Source organism: Undibacterium hunanense, from assembly GCF_014284335.1.
In the GTDB taxonomy this organism is placed as follows: Bacteria; Pseudomonadota; Gammaproteobacteria; order Burkholderiales; family Burkholderiaceae_D; genus Undibacterium; species Undibacterium hunanense.
In genome coordinates, this window is the sequence record NZ_JACOGF010000004.1 from 444,890 (window position 1) to 461,165 (window position 16,276).

The 16,276-nt window shown below is 50.9% G+C and carries 15 protein-coding genes; 12 read left to right on the forward strand and 3 right to left on the reverse strand.

From position 1 onward, the window contains the following. Positions 1 to 56: 56 nt before the first annotated feature. The 3 genes from H8L32_RS10705 (at position 57) to H8L32_RS10715 (ending at position 3,007) form a co-directional block, all read left to right on the forward strand. On the forward strand, positions 57 to 920 hold the full coding sequence (locus H8L32_RS10705) for an MBL fold metallo-hydrolase (RefSeq protein WP_186947170.1): 864 nt from the start codon (positions 57 to 59) through the stop codon (positions 918 to 920). Positions 921 to 977: 57 nt separating this feature from the next. After that, positions 978 to 1,397 carry a nuclear transport factor 2 family protein gene (locus tag H8L32_RS10710; RefSeq protein ID WP_222619317.1) on the forward strand — a complete coding sequence of 140 codons (420 nt, stop codon included), beginning with the start codon at positions 978 to 980 and terminating at the stop codon, positions 1,395 to 1,397. A gap of 365 nt (positions 1,398 to 1,762) precedes the next feature. Beyond that, positions 1,763 to 3,007 carry a lipase family protein gene (locus H8L32_RS10715; RefSeq protein WP_186947171.1) on the forward strand — a complete coding sequence of 415 codons (1,245 nt, stop codon included), beginning with the start codon at positions 1,763 to 1,765 and terminating at the stop codon, positions 3,005 to 3,007. A 72-nt stretch (positions 3,008 to 3,079) separates the two neighbouring features. On the opposite strand, the gene H8L32_RS10720 is transcribed toward H8L32_RS10715, so the two are convergent. After that, positions 3,080 to 3,808: a metallophosphoesterase family protein gene (locus tag H8L32_RS10720; RefSeq protein ID WP_186947172.1), complete on the reverse strand. Its 729-nt coding sequence runs from the start codon at positions 3,806 to 3,808 to the stop codon at positions 3,080 to 3,082. A gap of 261 nt (positions 3,809 to 4,069) precedes the next feature. Between H8L32_RS10720 and H8L32_RS10725 the strand changes: the two genes are divergently transcribed. From H8L32_RS10725 to H8L32_RS28345, 6 genes are all read left to right on the forward strand, one after another. Continuing rightward, positions 4,070 to 4,663, forward strand: coding sequence for a hypothetical protein (locus H8L32_RS10725; RefSeq protein WP_186947173.1), 594 nt, complete (start codon positions 4,070 to 4,072; stop codon positions 4,661 to 4,663). 250 nt (positions 4,664 to 4,913) lie between these two features. Then, entirely contained in the window at positions 4,914 to 5,732 is an 819-nt protein-coding gene (locus H8L32_RS10730; protein ID WP_186947174.1) for a hypothetical protein, read from the forward strand. 140 nt (positions 5,733 to 5,872) lie between these two features. Continuing rightward, entirely contained in the window at positions 5,873 to 6,163 is a 291-nt protein-coding gene (locus tag H8L32_RS10735; protein WP_186947175.1) for a hypothetical protein, read from the forward strand. Continuing rightward, positions 6,156 to 6,683, forward strand: coding sequence for an O-acetyl-ADP-ribose deacetylase (locus H8L32_RS10740; RefSeq protein ID WP_186947176.1), 528 nt, complete (start codon positions 6,156 to 6,158; stop codon positions 6,681 to 6,683). Before H8L32_RS10735 ends, H8L32_RS10740 begins: the two co-directional genes overlap by 8 nt. 98 nt (positions 6,684 to 6,781) lie before the next feature. Next, positions 6,782 to 7,216, forward strand: coding sequence for a hypothetical protein (locus H8L32_RS10745; protein ID WP_186947177.1), 435 nt, complete (start codon positions 6,782 to 6,784; stop codon positions 7,214 to 7,216). 186 nt (positions 7,217 to 7,402) lie between these two features. Next, entirely contained in the window at positions 7,403 to 7,990 is a 588-nt protein-coding gene (locus tag H8L32_RS28345) for a metal-dependent hydrolase (protein ID WP_186947178.1), read from the forward strand. Positions 7,991 to 8,019: 29 nt separating this feature from the next. Here H8L32_RS28345 and H8L32_RS10755 read toward each other — a convergent pair whose 3' ends face one another. Next, complete coding sequence (locus tag H8L32_RS10755; protein ID WP_186947179.1) at positions 8,020 to 10,233, reverse strand: xanthine dehydrogenase family protein molybdopterin-binding subunit; 2,214 nt, start codon at positions 10,231 to 10,233, stop codon at positions 8,020 to 8,022. Between the two features lie 168 nt (positions 10,234 to 10,401). Here H8L32_RS10755 and H8L32_RS10760 point away from each other — a divergent pair, with 168 nt between their 5' ends. Together H8L32_RS10760 and H8L32_RS10765 are read left to right on the forward strand one after the other, a co-directional pair. Beyond that, positions 10,402 to 12,843 carry a glycoside hydrolase family 2 TIM barrel-domain containing protein gene (locus H8L32_RS10760; protein WP_186947180.1) on the forward strand — a complete coding sequence of 814 codons (2,442 nt, stop codon included), beginning with the start codon at positions 10,402 to 10,404 and terminating at the stop codon, positions 12,841 to 12,843. A gap of 39 nt (positions 12,844 to 12,882) precedes the next feature. Continuing rightward, a complete protein-coding gene (locus H8L32_RS10765; RefSeq protein WP_186947181.1) occupies positions 12,883 to 13,869 on the forward strand; it encodes a beta-propeller domain-containing protein in 987 nt (328 codons plus the stop codon). An 88-nt stretch (positions 13,870 to 13,957) separates the two neighbouring features. Here the strand turns inward: H8L32_RS10765 and H8L32_RS10770 are convergent, their stop codons facing one another. Continuing rightward, positions 13,958 to 15,988, reverse strand: a complete 2,031-nt coding sequence (locus H8L32_RS10770) for an AsmA family protein (RefSeq protein ID WP_230412148.1) — start codon at positions 15,986 to 15,988, stop codon at positions 13,958 to 13,960. On the opposite strand from H8L32_RS10770, the gene H8L32_RS10775 reads away from it, so the two are divergent. Then, positions 15,987 to 16,142 carry a hypothetical protein gene (locus H8L32_RS10775; protein ID WP_186947305.1) on the forward strand — a complete coding sequence of 52 codons (156 nt, stop codon included), beginning with the start codon at positions 15,987 to 15,989 and terminating at the stop codon, positions 16,140 to 16,142. The two genes, H8L32_RS10770 and H8L32_RS10775, sit on opposite strands and share 2 nt — an antisense overlap. The last annotated feature ends 134 nt before the right edge of the window (positions 16,143 to 16,276 follow it).

Genomic DNA, 16,276 nt, shown 5'->3' on the forward strand with positions numbered 1-16,276 from the left:
GAATCACTTTCTGATTCAAACCACAGCTCAAACTTAATTCAAATCAGGAGTTCATCATGTTACGCACCACTGTATTAGCCGCCACACTCGCTGTCACTTTTGCCTCTGCCGAAGCCGCTACGCCCTTGCAAGTCAAAGTCTATAACGCCGATGGCAATAGTTTTAATGTCAATTCCACCCTGGTGTATGGCGAAAAAGAAGCCCTGGTGATAGATGCCGGTTTTACCCGTGCCGATGCTTTGCGGATTGCTGCCAATGTCCTTGACAGTGGCAAGCAGTTGAAAACCATACTGGTCAGCCAGGCAGATCCTGATTATTACTTTGGCGTTGAAGCACTGAAAGAAATTTTCCCGCAGGCCGACGTCGTCGCTACCCCAGCCGTGCTGGAAAAACTGAGCGCCAAGCTGGCAGGCAAGGTTGCTTTCTGGGGCCCTAAAATGGGTGCAAATGCGCCTCGCACACCGGTCTTGCCCAAGGCATTGAGCGGCAATAGTGTGACCGTAGACGGTGAAGTGGTTGAATTGCGTGGTAACCAGGGTGTGCTGGCACACCGCCCTTATTTCTGGATACCATCAATCAAGGCCATTGTCGGCAACATCGGTGTGTTCGGCAATATGCATGTATGGACAGCTGATACCCAAACCGTGGCCGAACGCAGTGCCTGGGTCGCGCAGCTGGATGAAATGGCAGCCCTGCAACCGAAAATCGTCGTGCCTGGCCACATGAAATCCGGCACAACGGTTGATATCAGTGCAATTACTTATACCAAGGGCTATCTGCTGTCGTTTGAAAAAAATGCAGCCGCCACCAAGACCAGTGCAGAACTCATCGACGCCATGAAAAAAGCCTACCCTGATGCGCCACCAGGTTTGTCACTGGACATCGGTGCCAAGGTGAACAAGGGTGAGATGAAGTGGTAAGACGGTTTTCATTGATGCATTGAGCAATACCTTGAGCATGGCGGACAACAGTTCGCCATGCTATTTACACATGAAAGAGGTGGGCAATTGACTAATCTGGACATCATCAAAAGTACTTATGAAGGAAAAACTTCAGAAGAAAACGGCAAGAATCTCCAACAATACCTGGCCGCCGACGCCAGGTGGACAGAGGCACAAGGCTTTCCTTATGCCGGTACCTATACAGGCTTTGCCGAGATAGCAAAAAACGTCTTCCAGCGCCTCGCCACAGAATGGTCAGACTATAAATTTACGGTCGAAGATTATGTTGCTGGTGATGACAAGGTCGTGGCCTATGGTACTTATACTGGTACGCATAAGATCAGCCAGAAAGCTTTCAGCGCCAGGGTTGCCCACCTGTGGCAATTAAAGGATGGCAAGATCATTCGCTTTGAGCAGTTTGTTGACAGCATGCCGGTTGTTGCGGCCATGGCCTGACGTAATCTGCATTGCACGCTTTGCACTTAGCGCCTGCGTGATCTCGTTAGCCAGTCTGAGTGTCAACCTCAACTGGGGTTGGCGCGTTTCTAAACAAAAGCCGCTGCACGTATTTATGAAATGAGTGCTAGTGTGTGAATCTGGTTTGCTGTGCAATCAATGATTTAAGTCGCAGCGCCCGTCTGTGTTGCCGCACTGTATTTTAAATGCAGTAACTGTTGTAACAATTATTCCTGCAGTCGTGTTGCTGGCGACGGTATAGAGTATTGTTGATGAAATGAGTCAGTATTCTGTTTCGACACAATATCTGGCCCTGTGGTTGCGGCAAAAGCTTGCTGCCACAGCCCGCCACCATTGGAATAGCTATGAAACCTGATTTCTTGCATGTATCTTCGTCCCGCAAAGCATTACTCAATAAACCTGTTATTAAACCTTTCATTGCGCCGCTGGTTACTGTTCTGGCTACATTGTTGGTTTCAGCTTGCGGTGGTGGCGGTTCTTCAAACACGGGCACCACGCCGGTCGTGACGCCAGAAGTGGCCAACCCTCCTGGTGCCGGGCATTTTGAGGTGGCCACTTTTATTAAAACGGTCAATGTCACTGATGTCACGGCAACACTGCCCAAAGATGTGGCAGCCGTTGTCAAACCCCTGTATTCCGTCGATACCTATAAAATCACTTACACCACGACCGATGCTGGTGGACGTACAGTCACTGCATCCGGTCTTGCTGCCATTCCGCGCAAGACAAGTAGTCTGGCCAGCCCGGTATTAAGCTATCAACATGCCACCATCAAAACCGATAGCGAAGCACCCAGTAACCATGCTACGCCGGACGAACCTGCGGTGTTGTTTGCTTCCATGGGGTATCTGGTCAGTGCCGCCGATTATGTTGGCTATGGCACGACCAAAGGCTTGCCACATCCATATTTGCTGGCGACACCGACTGCTGTTTCTGTGATTGATTTCATGACAGCCACTGCACGGTGGCGCCAGATGAAGGCGATTGCGGACAATGGCCAGGTGTTTTTGACGGGCTATTCTGAAGGCGCTTATGCATCGATGGCAACGTTGCGTCTGTTGACTCAAAACAAGACTGCAAGTACCGTGCTGCCAGTCAGCACGTTTCTTGGTGCAGGCCCGTACGATGTCGTGCTGACATTGAATACCATGCTGAATACCATTCGCAAGGATAATCCTGTTCTTGGCGCACTTATCAGTCCGGGATTCTTGAAAAAACTCGGTGCCAATGACAGGGCGAACGTACGCAATCTATTGTTGTCGTCTGCCTTGGGCAGTCAGAGCGATATCAGCTTTGACCCGACATTCCTGGATAATTTCCTCAACGATGACGATGCCAGCATTGCCGTACAAAGCAATGTCTATGACTGGACGCCGCAATCACCTATCTCCTTTTTCCATGGACGTGATGACACCACTGTCCCGTATGGCAATACCGATTCAGCGTTTCAAACTATGACAAAACGTGGTGCGGCGTCGTTGATAGATCGTATGGATTGCCCGGCCAAACCTTCCGAGCATATCGCCTGTGTGCCCTCATTCCTGATCAGCGATATCACCCGGCTGGGCGCTTTGGCGCGAGGATTGTAATTGCCAGGTTGTGGTTGCTAGTCGCCGCTGCACGCATCAAGTTATTGATCTGCGTGTAGCGAACATGGCGGCTCAATAACGCCTGTTCAGCGTCGCCCACGGCACTTCATGGTCATACTGACCGGCTACAACGACATCGCCGTTGATATCCGTCACGCCACGAAAGCCGACACCAAACGCCTTGAAACCCATCTGTTCGTGCTGTTTGCTGTAATCGATGCGGTCGTGGTGGTGTCCATGGAATGAGCGTGTAACGCGCATACGTCGCGCCAATTCATCAATGACTGCAAAGCCATGCGGATGCGAGCTGGGTGCTTCATGGCTTACCAGGATATCAGCGCGCTGGCTGGCCAGGTAGTTGTAGTCGGTAGGGAAGATGGAACTGTAATGCTTGCGAGGCAAGCCTTCGCGCCAGCGGTTTTCCTTGCCTGCTTTGGTGCTGTATTCTCTTTGCGTCTGAAAATGTTTGGCGCCCGGCGGCATCCAGATATGCCCGCGAAACACCCCGCCCAGACCAGCGATCCTGTAACCCGCTATATCCACCACCCGCCCATGCAGATTACGGCCAGCCAGGGCCGAACCGAACAGATGATCATAATCTTCGTCTGTATCGGTATCATGGTTGCCATGGATGTACCAGATGTCGGTACTGCCCATAATGGCGGCCAACTCCTGCTCCAGCGGCTGCCTTGCTTGCAGATCACCCAAAAAAATGATGGCAGCAGGGCGATTCGCCAGGACGACGTCTATCACATGCTGAAAGTTGCCATGTGTGTCGCCGCAGAAGTAGATTGCTTGCATAATGTACAGCTTGACAGTGAATTGATGGATATTGTGCTGCTCAGCTTACCGCAATGTCGCTTCCTTCACAGACGCTCGCGATATTGAGCCCATGCGCAATATACCTTACATCAAATTTCAAATATCATGGCTGTAAGACAATTTGCATGAATTGTTGTGGAATTGACCCTTTATAAGGCGGAGCGGCCTCGCTGTTGACGACAGAGGGGAGTTTGTCTGAAGTCGCAACGGTTTTCATATCTTTTATCTACAGAGGCAAGCATGTTTTCATGGCGATGGATCCTGGTGGCTTTAATTGTATTTGGTGCGATATACCAATGGCGTGGGCGGTCTGTAGCCGTGCCCCCTGGCAGCATTGCACCCAATGATCCTGTACAGACCATGCTTGATCGTGGACCCGAGTATCAGCAAAATAATTACAAGCTCAAAGCACTGGCAGAATTTACGGTAGAAGCACGCGTACTGTCCAAAGAAACCTATTCTTCCGATCGCGAGGCTGAATTGTCACCCGTAGACCTGGCCCTGGGCTGGGGTGCGATGTCAGATTCTGCCGTGCTCGATAAACTGTCGATAGGTCAGGGCAATCGCTTCTATCACTATCACTGGGACAATGAACCGCCACGTCCTCCAGCCGAAATAGCCAGCCACAGCGCCAATATGCACCTGATACCGACCACCCCCGAACTGGAAAAAAAGATGAAGGCAGTACGCGTCGGCCAGGTCGTCACCATACGCGGTCAACTGGTAGAAGCGACTGCTGCCGATGGCTGGCACTGGCGTTCATCGCTGACACGTGACGATACCGGGGCTGGTGCTTGCGAAGTGATCAGGGTGGAGGCGATAGAGGTGAAATGATGTGCTGATATAGAAGACATCTGCAAAATGGTGCTGTTATATAGTGCTATATGGGTGAGATTTTAGTACTTTGTTCAAAAATATAGTACCAATCACTAAAAGTGGCGACACTTTGAATTATGGTTTTGCTTGCTGTGCCAATTGAAGGATTGGACGGTGTTGTTCGAGGCAAGTTCGAGGCAAGCATGAACTGATGGCATGGATACATTGTTCCCTAGCCATCCAAATAATAATTCAAGGAATCTTCACCATGCATTCTGTTTTTAGTCCTGCCCCTGCTTTCTCAAGACCTGTCGCCAAACTTGCATTCATGCTGGCATTGCTGAGCGCATCGCTGACCCTGTCAATCGACCAGGCGCAAGCCCAGGTCAATGCGCCGGCAAGTTCAGCCGCAAGCTCGACTGCAAGCACCTCCGCCAGTGCGGCTGAAGAGTTGCCAAGTGTAGAAGTCAAAGCCGTCAGGGACCCGGCCATTCTGCCTTATAAAGTTGCGTATGAGCTGATATCCAAAGTACGTGGCGCAAGCAAGGACAAGGTACAGATACTGATACGCATTACTTCTGCCAAATCCCATGCACCGCTACCCAATCTGAATATTTATCTCGACGGTAAGAATACACATCAACAACTGGACATATCGCCCACCGGTTATGTCACCGTACCGCTGGATGCTACGGCCTATGCGGACGGTGCAGAGTTTGTGACCAACCAGAAAAAAGGGTCGATGGAAGTCAATATCCTGCTCTTGCCAAAATTGCCGCAAGATATCTTCAAATATGCCGACATCAGCGAAAGCATAGAAGCGGCACAATCCGCCATCAAGGAACTGGTACCCTGGTACTTGCGCCTGTTCATGCCATCGGTTAACGGTGTGGGAATTTGTTATGCAGACCAAAACCAGATCGTACTGGTCAAGGGTAGCGAAGAAGTCCATCTGCCAGCAAATAACGACGCCATCGACCCTTTGAAAAACAAGGTCCACTGCACCAGATTTTCTGCCAAGGATGTGGCCAGGGAAAAAGAAAACCTGATCATGCCAGCGAGTGGCTGGCAGGCGATTTTTATGTAAGATTCGTGAATAGGGCTGTGGGGCAGTGCCATAATACGGTTCGCTCGCCGTCTTTACGCTGTCACAAAATCCGCTCTGCCTGTATCTGATGATAAGAATCGTTGGATTAATAATGTGAATTCAAATTGAAAATGAATGGCATGAATCACTTTGAATATTTTGAAGAGTTTGTAAAACCGAAGATTCCGGGCGATTATTTGCTTACCTGGTCAGATTTTCCAAATGGTGACTTTGGTGACCTGAAAAGAGCCGAATTTGCATCCTCTTCATTGCTTGGCTCAATTGAATTCTGGTCAAAAGGCTGGCTGGGTGTAGATGTTGTTGACCTTCGTATAGATGACCAGGTACTGGTTATATTGTGCAGCCCGGAGGATGAAGATGGAATCAAGCATGCTTTTGATGGCTTATTAGAAATTCTGGTAGATGTGTAACATTATTGTTTTGAAAGGCGATATCACCGTATATCCCGCAGATATCATCGTCAATGCAGCGAATTCTTCATTATTGGGCGGTGGCGGTGTTGACGGAGCCATACATCGTAAAGGTGGAGCAGCAATACTGGATGAATGCCAAAAGATCAGAGCGCGACAAGGCGGTTGTTATGCCGGCAATGCAGTCATAACGACAGCAGGATTATTGCCTGCCAAATATGTCATCCACGCCGTTGGACCCAGGTGGAATGACGGAACGAAAGGTGAAGCTGAATTACTGCAACAGACTTACCAGAGATGTTTGCATTTAGCTGTAGAGCACAATGCGCGTAGTATGTCTTTCCCCAATATTTCAACCGGCACTTACCAATTTCCCAAAGAGTTGGCTGCACAGATAGCAAGCGATACGATATTTGCTTTTTTTGAAGACAATCAAAGTATAGAGACGATCAATATCGTTTGCTACGAACAGGATAATTACGATATTTATCAGGCAATCATAAAGCGTAGAGAAATTTGACGTGTGGTGTACTAATACTGTTTGGAGACATATTTTTTAACATCAGCAATTCCGAAGTCGCAATAAATGCATGGAAAAATCTTGGATCACCACAATTCATGAATGATTTTTATTTTCTGCCACCTGAGTATGTAAAAGACGAGCATGGTGCGCTTGGTGAATGTATTTCTGGTGTTTTATATCTTATTAAAGAATCTGCGGCAAGTCCGGATGATCTGTTTTGTGCACAGGCGTTATTTGATCGCGTATTTAACGGATTAGGTCAAGGCGGAGAGAGTGTTGATCAATGGGATATTGCGAAATGGAAATACCGACACACCACGGAAGCAGGGAATTTGGCAGGTAATTTTGATGACAATGATTTCTTAGTGTGGGTTGATGAAACTTCATTCTTCAAACCCAACTGGCGTGTGTACAAAGAGGCTGAATTCAAGAAAATATTTGAAATGACTTGTCGGAATTTTTCGGCTGAATATCCGCATCACGCTGATGCGATCTCTAAGGCCTTATCTGAAAATGGCATGAATTTATAAACGCCTAATGGATGCAATGGTTAGTGATGAATGATTTCAAATGTTCTTCTTCAAAGTAAGATCAATAAAATTGTCAAAATCAGCTGCATAAAAAATAAATCATCTTCACACCCAGCGCATACCCACTTCACAATCCCTCGCTAAGCTAGCGCAGTCCTTGTTACTTGCCGTTTGGCTGTTTTCATTATGTCGTCACTGTTGGCACATGTCGTTGTCGGGGCGAGTCTGTATCTTTGCAATGACGACAGCTCGCAGCGGCGATCACCTGCCGCTGTGGTCTTGCCAGTCTCGTTGGCCATATTGCCCGATTTTGATTATTTTGCGATCTGGTTTTTGGGTGTACGGTTTGAGCAGCGTTACACGCATTCGCTATTCTTTTGCCTGGCAATGAGTTGCCTGGCCTGGCTGATGACAAGGCGATGGTGTAGATCACGCAATCTGATATTGAGTTTCTGGCTTTTGCTGCTGGCGAGTTGTTCGCATTTACTGCTTGATCTGCTGGTTGGACGGTGTTTGCCTTTGTTGTGGCCATTTTCTGTTGTTGAACTGTGCTTGCCTGTAGCTGTACTGCCAGGTGCTGCCCATACCGGGTTGATCAGCTATGTATTCTGGCGTAACCTGGCCATTGAATCCTGTCTGCTCTTGCCTGTATGCGTAGCGCTCATTGCGAGCGTCCGGCGGCTATCACTACGCAGGTATGTGCCTGAAATTATATTGGTGTTGACGATGTGGTTGGGTTTGTTATTTTGCAGTAGCAGTTTGACGACAATGTGAGCGCTTGAGATGCTGGTTGATCCAATGCGTCACACAAAACTGAATCCCGCTTTCGACAATGGCAATGCACGCACACGCTTGCCCTTCGTGGCTGCCGCAATCGCATTGCACAGAGCGGGTGCTATCGAAGGTACGGCCGGTTCACCGGCACCGGCAGGGGATTCTTCGCTATCGATGACGATGATTTCCATCGGTGGCAATTCATTCAGACGCAATACCTGATAGTCAGAAAAATTCTGTTGCTCCACTGCGCCGTCTTTTACCGTGATTTCGCCTTTCATCACGGCAGACAAGCCCCACACCATGCTGCCTTCAATCTGCGCTCTGAAGCCGGATGGGTCAACTACCACGCCGCAGTCAGTGACGCACACTGTCTTGTGTATTTTCACGACATTTTTAGACGAGACGCTGATTTCAAATGCATGTGCGGTATAGGCATGGGTGTGGGTGTAGACGCAACAGGCAATGCCGCGATAACGGCCACGTGCTGCGGGTTTGCGCCAGCCTATGGCATCGGCACATCGTAGCAGCACCGCTTCCATGCGCTTGCGGTGGGTCGCCTGCACGGTGTCGTTACCATACTGGCGCAGCAGCATCAGCCGGTATTCCAATGGGTCGGCCTTGTTGCGAACAGCCAGTTCGTCGATGAAAGATTCCACCGCAAATACATTCTGGCTATATGAAATGGAACGCCATGAACCAACCGGGATGGGTGACTCTACCGGGTAAAAGCCACTTTGGTAATCTGCCGCAGGATAAATCAGATCATTCGATGGCCCGCCATAAATATGCTGGGCCGAGGCGATGGTTTTGGCCGGGAAGGTGCTGACAGCAAGCTGATGATGCCATGCCTGTATGCCCGATTTGTCGGCCCTGGCTGACAGGCGATGGAAGGTGGCGGGGCGGTAAAAGCTGTTGCGCATATCGTCTGGCCGCGAAAAAATCAGTTTGACGGGTTTGCCAAGGGCCTTGGACAACTGCATGGCTTCTGCTGCATTATCGACTTTTTCCTTGCGGCCAAAGGCACCACCCATGGGCAACAGATGGGCAAAAATGGCGGACTTGTCGACCTCGAATGCCTTGGCCAGTGTGCTGGCAAAAAAACCGGGGGCCTGGAAACCACCCCAGATGTCATATTTACCGTCTTGATAACTGGCGACGCAATTCGGCACTTCCATCGGTGCCTGGTTCAGGAAGGGCAATTCATACTCGGCACTGAAACTGGCATCGGGGGCCGCAATGTAGGCTTTGCTTTTGCCCTGCTTGTCATAACTGAGAGCTGGCGTGTCGTTTTTGATGGTCGCACGCATGGAAACCGACAGGGTGGCGCTGTCCGGGTTGGTAAGGGCTGGCCCCTGATCCCATTCCACTTTTAATAGCGACTGGCCTTGCAGGGCCAGCCAGGTGTTGCTGGCGACAATCGCGACACCGTTACGGTTATCACAGCCATTCATTTGTTTAACTTCCAGCACCGCAATGATGCCCGGCCCCAGCGCTTTTACAGCGCTATCGTCAAAGCTGCGTACCTTGCCAAAAAATGTGGGGGATCGCACGATGGTCGCCATCAGCATGCCGGGCAGGCTGAAATCCATGCCGAACTGTTCCTGTCCATTGCCTTTCTCTTCGGCGTGGTAGCGTTTGACGGGCTTGCCTATCAGTTTATATTCGCTACGCGGCTTTAATGCTGGGTTGGCTGGTACAGGCAGTTTGCTGGCAGCTTCGATCAGGGCGGCATATGGCAATACCGCATTGGTATCAAGATTGATGACCGTGCTGTTGCTGGTTTTCACCCGTTCGACAGAGATATTCCATGTGCTGGCAGCGGCGCTGGCCAGCATGGCACGGGCTGCGGCACCCGCCTTGCGCAAGCTGCCCCAGCCACCCTTGACGCTGGCGCTGGCCCAGGTGTTGTACTGGCCTGCGCTGGCGGCGTCATAGGGCAGGGCTTCGATTGTTATCTTGTTAAAATCGGCATCCAGTTCTTCTGCCAGCAGTACCGGCATGGCAGTACGCACGCCCTGACCCATTTCCTGCTTTTGCACGAACAGGGTAATCTGGCCATTGGCTGCAATGCGTATCAGTGGTGAAGGGTGAAAGGCCACACCTGAGACTGCACCTGAGGCTGCAACTAAGCCTGTATTTGAGCCTGACTCTGTCTGTGCCAGTGCAGCGGGCAGCGCTTCTGACAGCAGCCATGCACCGGCGCTGAAAGAAGAAAGTCGGAGAAAACTTCTGCGATCCATGAATTGTTTACCTGACAATGGCGTCTGGGATTGAGTTAAGGAATTATGCAGGGTTTGCTACCAAAACCTGCTCAAGAAGATGATTTTTAGGTCTGCGGTATCGTCCGCTCTTTTAGGCTGACTTACTATTGCCAGTCTTATTTATCCCGTTTTTTAGGCGACTGTCTCATGGGCTTGATCCGTATTTTCCTGCTGTCACTGTTGTGCACTCTTGCTATCAGCCAGTCGATGGCCGCCACCGAAAATACGCCGCGCAGCGTGCAATTGCTGTCTGAAGGATGGCGCTTCAGCAAGGGCGATGTCAGCGGCGCCGAACAAACAGGTTTTGATGACAGCAAATGGCGTCGCGTTAGCGTACCGCATGATTACAGTATAGAAGGACCGGTAGCTCAGGATAATCCATCCGGGCCTGCTGGTGGATTCTTTCCCGGTGGTGTGGGCTGGTACCGCCAGACTCTGCATATCGATGCATTGCAGCCGGGCAGGCGCAGTTTCATTGTATTCGATGGGGTAATGGCGAATAGCGATGTCTGGATCAATGGCCAGCATCTGGGTCGTCGTCCGAATGGTTATGTCAGCTTTGTACATGATCTGACTGCCTATCTTAAACCTGGCGACAACATCATCGCTGTGCGCTGTGACAATGCGAATGAACCTTCATTGCGCTGGTATCTGGGCGCAGGCATTTACCGTCAGGTGCGTCTGGTCAGCACGGGCGATACCCATATCGAACCCTGGGGTACTTTTGTCAGCACACCCAAACTGACGAATGACAAGGCGACCGTGCATGTACGCAGCAGCATCATCAGCCCGGATGGTGGCAAGCTGGCATTGCAAGTGCGCCTGCTTGATCCCAGCGGTGTGGTGTTGAAGACAGCCAGCACAAAAGCTGTACAGGCCAAACCAGGACAGACGCTGCAGCTTGAAACTGATATCACCGTAAACAAACCGCAGCACTGGGATATTGACAACCCTGTGTTGTACACAACTGCCGTCAGCTTGCTGCGCGATGGCAAAGCCGTGGACAATGAAGACGTTGCATTCGGTATCCGCAGCTTTGAATTTAATGCACCCAAAGGCTTTTTCCTGAATGGCCGTGCCTTGAAGATATATGGCGTTGGCCTGCATTCGGATGGTGGTGCCGTGGGCGCAGCCGTACCGCTGGCTGTTTGGAAGCGTCGCCTGACGGAATTGCGCAAGCTGGGTGTGAATGCCATCCGCACCGCGCATAATGCGGTTGCTCCAGAGTTTCTTGATCTGTGCGACCGCATGGGCTTTCTGGTCATGGATGAATTTTTTGATCAGTGGACCCTGGCCAAGGTACCGTATGACTACAGCCTGCATTTCAAGAATTGGGCAGAACGCGATACCGCTGATCTGGTGAAGCGCGACCGCAATCATGCCAGCATTATCATCTATTCCATCGGCAATGAAATTCGCGATACCACACAGCCGCAAGTGGCATTTGAATGGGCAAAACGTCTGATCCAAGTACATCATGAAATTGACCCTACTCGCCCGGTCACCCAGGCCCTGTTCCGCCCCAACGTGACCAAAGATTATGACAATGGTTATGCCGATTTGCTGGACGTTGTCGGTCAGAATTATCGTGAAAAAGAAATCCTGGCGGCCTATGTACAAAAGCCCACACGCAAAATCCTGGGAACAGAAAACACGCATGAAGTGAATCAATGGGTTGCTGTGCGCGATCATCCCGAATACGCCGGACAGTTCTTGTGGACAGGTGTTGATTATCTGGGTGAAGCCGGTCGCTGGCCAACCATAGGCACTGGTTCTGGCCTTTTGCTTAGCACTGGCTTGCAAAGGCCACGTGCGTTTGAACGCCTGTCGTGGTGGTCAAGTCTGCCCATGGTGAAAATTGCCCGGCGCGTTGCCACGGTCGGGCAGAATGTGGTCGAGCCTGTATTTGGCCCCGGTGCTGCACCAGCTGATCAGCCAGCTCAGGCGGCAGCCACTGCTAGACCACGTTTCTCACAGCCGCTGGTGGCGGACTGGTCACCTGCCAATCGTGAATCACATACCGAGACGCTGGAGATTTATACCAATGCCGATGAAATTGAACTCAGCCTGAACGGACAAACGGTGGCAAATGAAAAGCGCCATGCGGATGCTACGCCCATCGTCGTCAAGTTACCATTTGCGGCTGGTAGCCTGAAAGCCATCGCCAAACGTGATGGCAAGGTCGTTGCCACGGATGAATTACAAACTGCTGGCAAGGCGGCGCGCCTGCAATTATCCGCCGATACTACACTGAGCCAGCATCTGGATGATGTCGCCCATGTGACAGTCACCCTGGTTGACGACAAGGGCGTACGCATTCCGGACAACGATACCGTAGTCGAGTTTTTGGCAGAGGGCGAGGGCAAAGTCATCGCCGTCGACAACGGCAATATGCAAGATCACGACCCTTACCAGGCTAGCCGCCGCAAACTGTATGACGGCAATGCAATTGCCATCCTGCGCGCCAATGCCAGCAACGGCAAGATCACGGTACGTGTCCGTGTGCCAGCCATGCCCGATGTGCCAGAAAGTGTGGTGAGCATTCCAGTCAAACCGGCGGCAGCCCTGGTGCCACTGCGCAGTTTTTAAGCTTGCAGCTTTTTGTTTAATAAAATAGAGACATCGCCCATGACAAGTACATCAACTCTGGCCAAACTACTACCTTTCGCTGCCTTCATGCTGACTGCTGCCTGTCATGCAGCAGATACGCCACCAGCCATGCCTGGCAAGGGCCTGGCCCAGCATGATTTTTTATATGCTGGCGAAGCCAGGACCCGTGATGTGTATATCGTCCGTGGTGGCAAGGTGGACTGGGATTTTCATGATACGTCAGTAGATGGTGAAATCAGCGATGCACTGATGGCATCCAACGGCAATATTGTCATGACACATCAGCACGGCGTGAAGGTCGTTGACCAGAACCGCAAGACATTGTGGGCATATACAGCAGAAGAAAAACACGAGATACACACGGCGCAGTTCATCGGCAATGACAGAGTCATCTTCATCCAGAGCGGCACGCGTCCACGCATCATGGTCGCCAATATCAAGGCCAACAAGATAGAGCGTGAAATTGCCATCCCTGCGGGTAACCTCAATAACACCCATGGCCAGTTGCGTCATGCACGTCTGACCAGCAACGGCACCTACCTGGTGGCACAGATGGACATGAAACGCGCCGTGGAATTTGACAGCAATGGCAAAGAAGTCTGGAGCCTGCCTTTCCCCGGCATCTGGTCAGCCAAACGCCTGGACAATGGCAATACGCTCATCACCGGCAAGACCGGCGTATTTGAATATAACAGCAAGGCCGAAGTAGTCTGGAGTCTGACGCCAGAAGACCTTGCCGCCTACCAGTACACCAGCTTCCAGATCGCCCAGCGCCTGCCGAACGGCAATACCCTGTTGAACCACTGGGTCAACCAATGGAGCGCAGCCGGTGCCAACATCGACCCTGCCACAGCACCCGCACAATTGCTGGAAGTGACACCAGACAAGAAAGTGGTGTGGGCACTGCACCAGTGGAAAGACCCTAACCTTGGCCCGTCGACTACGGTGCAGCTTCTGGATAGGGCTGAAAAAGCTGAACAGGTTTATTTTGGGGATATCCGTTAAGACACTGTGCAATTTTTGAATAACAGACAAATTTCACGATTTTCTGAATACCTCACGAACTGAAGAATCGCCCGGTGTTTGCTCTGTCTTACTTCTTTTTTTCATCCTTCAGCGTCTTCATTTGTTCCGCACTGACAGCCTTGGCTGGCGCTGCTACCTGTTCAGTCTTTGGTGCGCGCATGATTTTCGTTGTCTTCGCCAGAGCGCTCGTGCAATTCGTATCTGGCGTATTACCCAGATTGACCAGTGGTAGCACAGCCGCAAAAGGGGCAACGGCGGCAAGTGCTACTGCCGCAGCGGCTTTTAGCGCCAACGGTCCTTTATAGGGGCCGACGTCCGGATGCTTGAATGTGCCTTTGGCATAGAGCGGAGTCCGTAAGGAAATGATCCTTACACCCTTGGTCTTGGGACGGACATCCAGGTTCAACTGTTCCTGTGCGAGATTAATGTTGCCGCTAATGTCGATCACTGCATCATCGGTATCAATCACAAAATTTTTCACTTCCGCCAGGCCGTTTTTCACATTGAAATCACTGGCGAGGCAATTCAGGTGAACCTGTTTGTCGCCAAAGACTTTAACGAATACTGCGTTCGCGAGATTCAGACCAGCGATTTCCAGCATGAACTGGCTGACGGTGCCTTCGGTGACGACAGCGCCGATCTGACCGTTTGAGGTAGCCAGCATCGAAGAAATGGAATTGCCGTGGCCGGTTAATGCAGCATCACTATTGACTTCACCAAAGCTTGTCTTCATGGATTCCAGTGCAGGAAACAGTTCGCGTACCTTCAAATGGCGCGCGGTCAGTTTTATCTGGGCAGTAATTTTTTCCTTGCGGCCATCGAGTGAAATATTGGACGTTACATCGCCGCCTGCCATGCCGAAATTCAAAGGCGTCAGACTCAGCACCTTGTCTTTCATGTGTATGTCCGCAACGACATCCTGTAAGGGTATTTCATGCGTGCGCACCAGTTTCTTGCCTTTGAATTTGACATCTGCATCAAGCGCCCCCCAATTTGCTGTATTGAATTGCGCCACTGGCAGCACTTTCTGATCTGGCTGTAGCGACACCTTGTTTTGGGCGGCTTTGGAGGCTTTGCTTTCTGCACCTATCGTCGGCCCCAGGTCTTCCAGCCGCAATTGCTGCGATGTGATTGTGCCACTTAACAAAGGGCGGGGCTGCTGCTGCTGGTACTGCAAGCTACCGGCTACATCGCTGCCACCCACGGTGCCGCTAAAGTCCTGGTACCGCCAGTTCCATAAAGCATTGACTTTCTTGCCCATCAAACGGCCCTTGATGGCGTAGGCAGGCGTTTCAGGCAACAATACGCCCGTCAGCGGATACAGATCTGCCATGCTGGCACCACCCAGTGTCAGTTGAAGATCGATGCCTGCGAGCGATTTGGGGTCTGTCAACGTGCCGGCAATGGCCATTTTGTTCTTGCCAATATTGGCATGTGCCTCGACCGGATAAATCGTATGCTCGTCTTTCAGCGACAGCAGCGCGCCAGCCTGGCCGCTACCGGTGATGGGGGCATTGCGGTAGCTGCCACCGAGATCAATCTTCAGGGCAAATTTTTGGATCTGCGTTTCCTTGGTGGAGACGTCTGCGCCGACTTTGGCGATAGCATCTTTGTCGACAAGGGATGATATCTTTGCCTGCAGGTCGAGTTTGATACCTTCGTCCAGATAACGCACATTGCCGTCGGTTAAGGCCATGCGCTGGATTTCTACGTTCCAGTTGGAAGAACCGCTGTTTTTCATCGTCCATGAATTGCTGCCATCTGCCCGCCGCTGCAACGCCAGCAAGGCAGAAGTAAGGGAAAGCTCAGTTACCACGATGTTTTTGCGCAGCAAAGGAAGCGGATGCAGGGTGATCATGATACGGTTGGCGTTGGCCATTTGCGGGCCTGCGGTGCTCCATGCAGGATTGCTTATTTGCACATCTTCGGCGCTGATTTCCAGTCTTGGCAGCCAGCCGGGCTGCATGTCAGACCCCTGTGTGAACCGTACTTTCAGGTCGCCCCCAATGGAAAATTCGCGTCCCGTACTTTCTGAAACTTTGCGATTCACATAGGGCCGCGCCAGATTCCAGTCGAAGGTCACAATGAAAATAATCATGGCCACAATTGCCACCAACAAACTGGCAAAGGTCCAAAATATGATTTTTACTGGCCTGGGAGTTGCCATGATGATCCTGTCTGAGAAAAAGCCAGGCCCGTTTTTGGGGTTAAGTCCATTTCAGGCCAGAAGTTTTTCAAGGATACCTTGGTAAGAGAAAAACTTCTGTGCGTTTTCAGACAGAAGGTTTGTTATAAAAATCAGAATTAAAAGAAAAACTTGAAATCAAACAAGATTGCTTGGAATTATCGGATAATTCGACCTGATTATTGCAGGAATGCTGCTGCT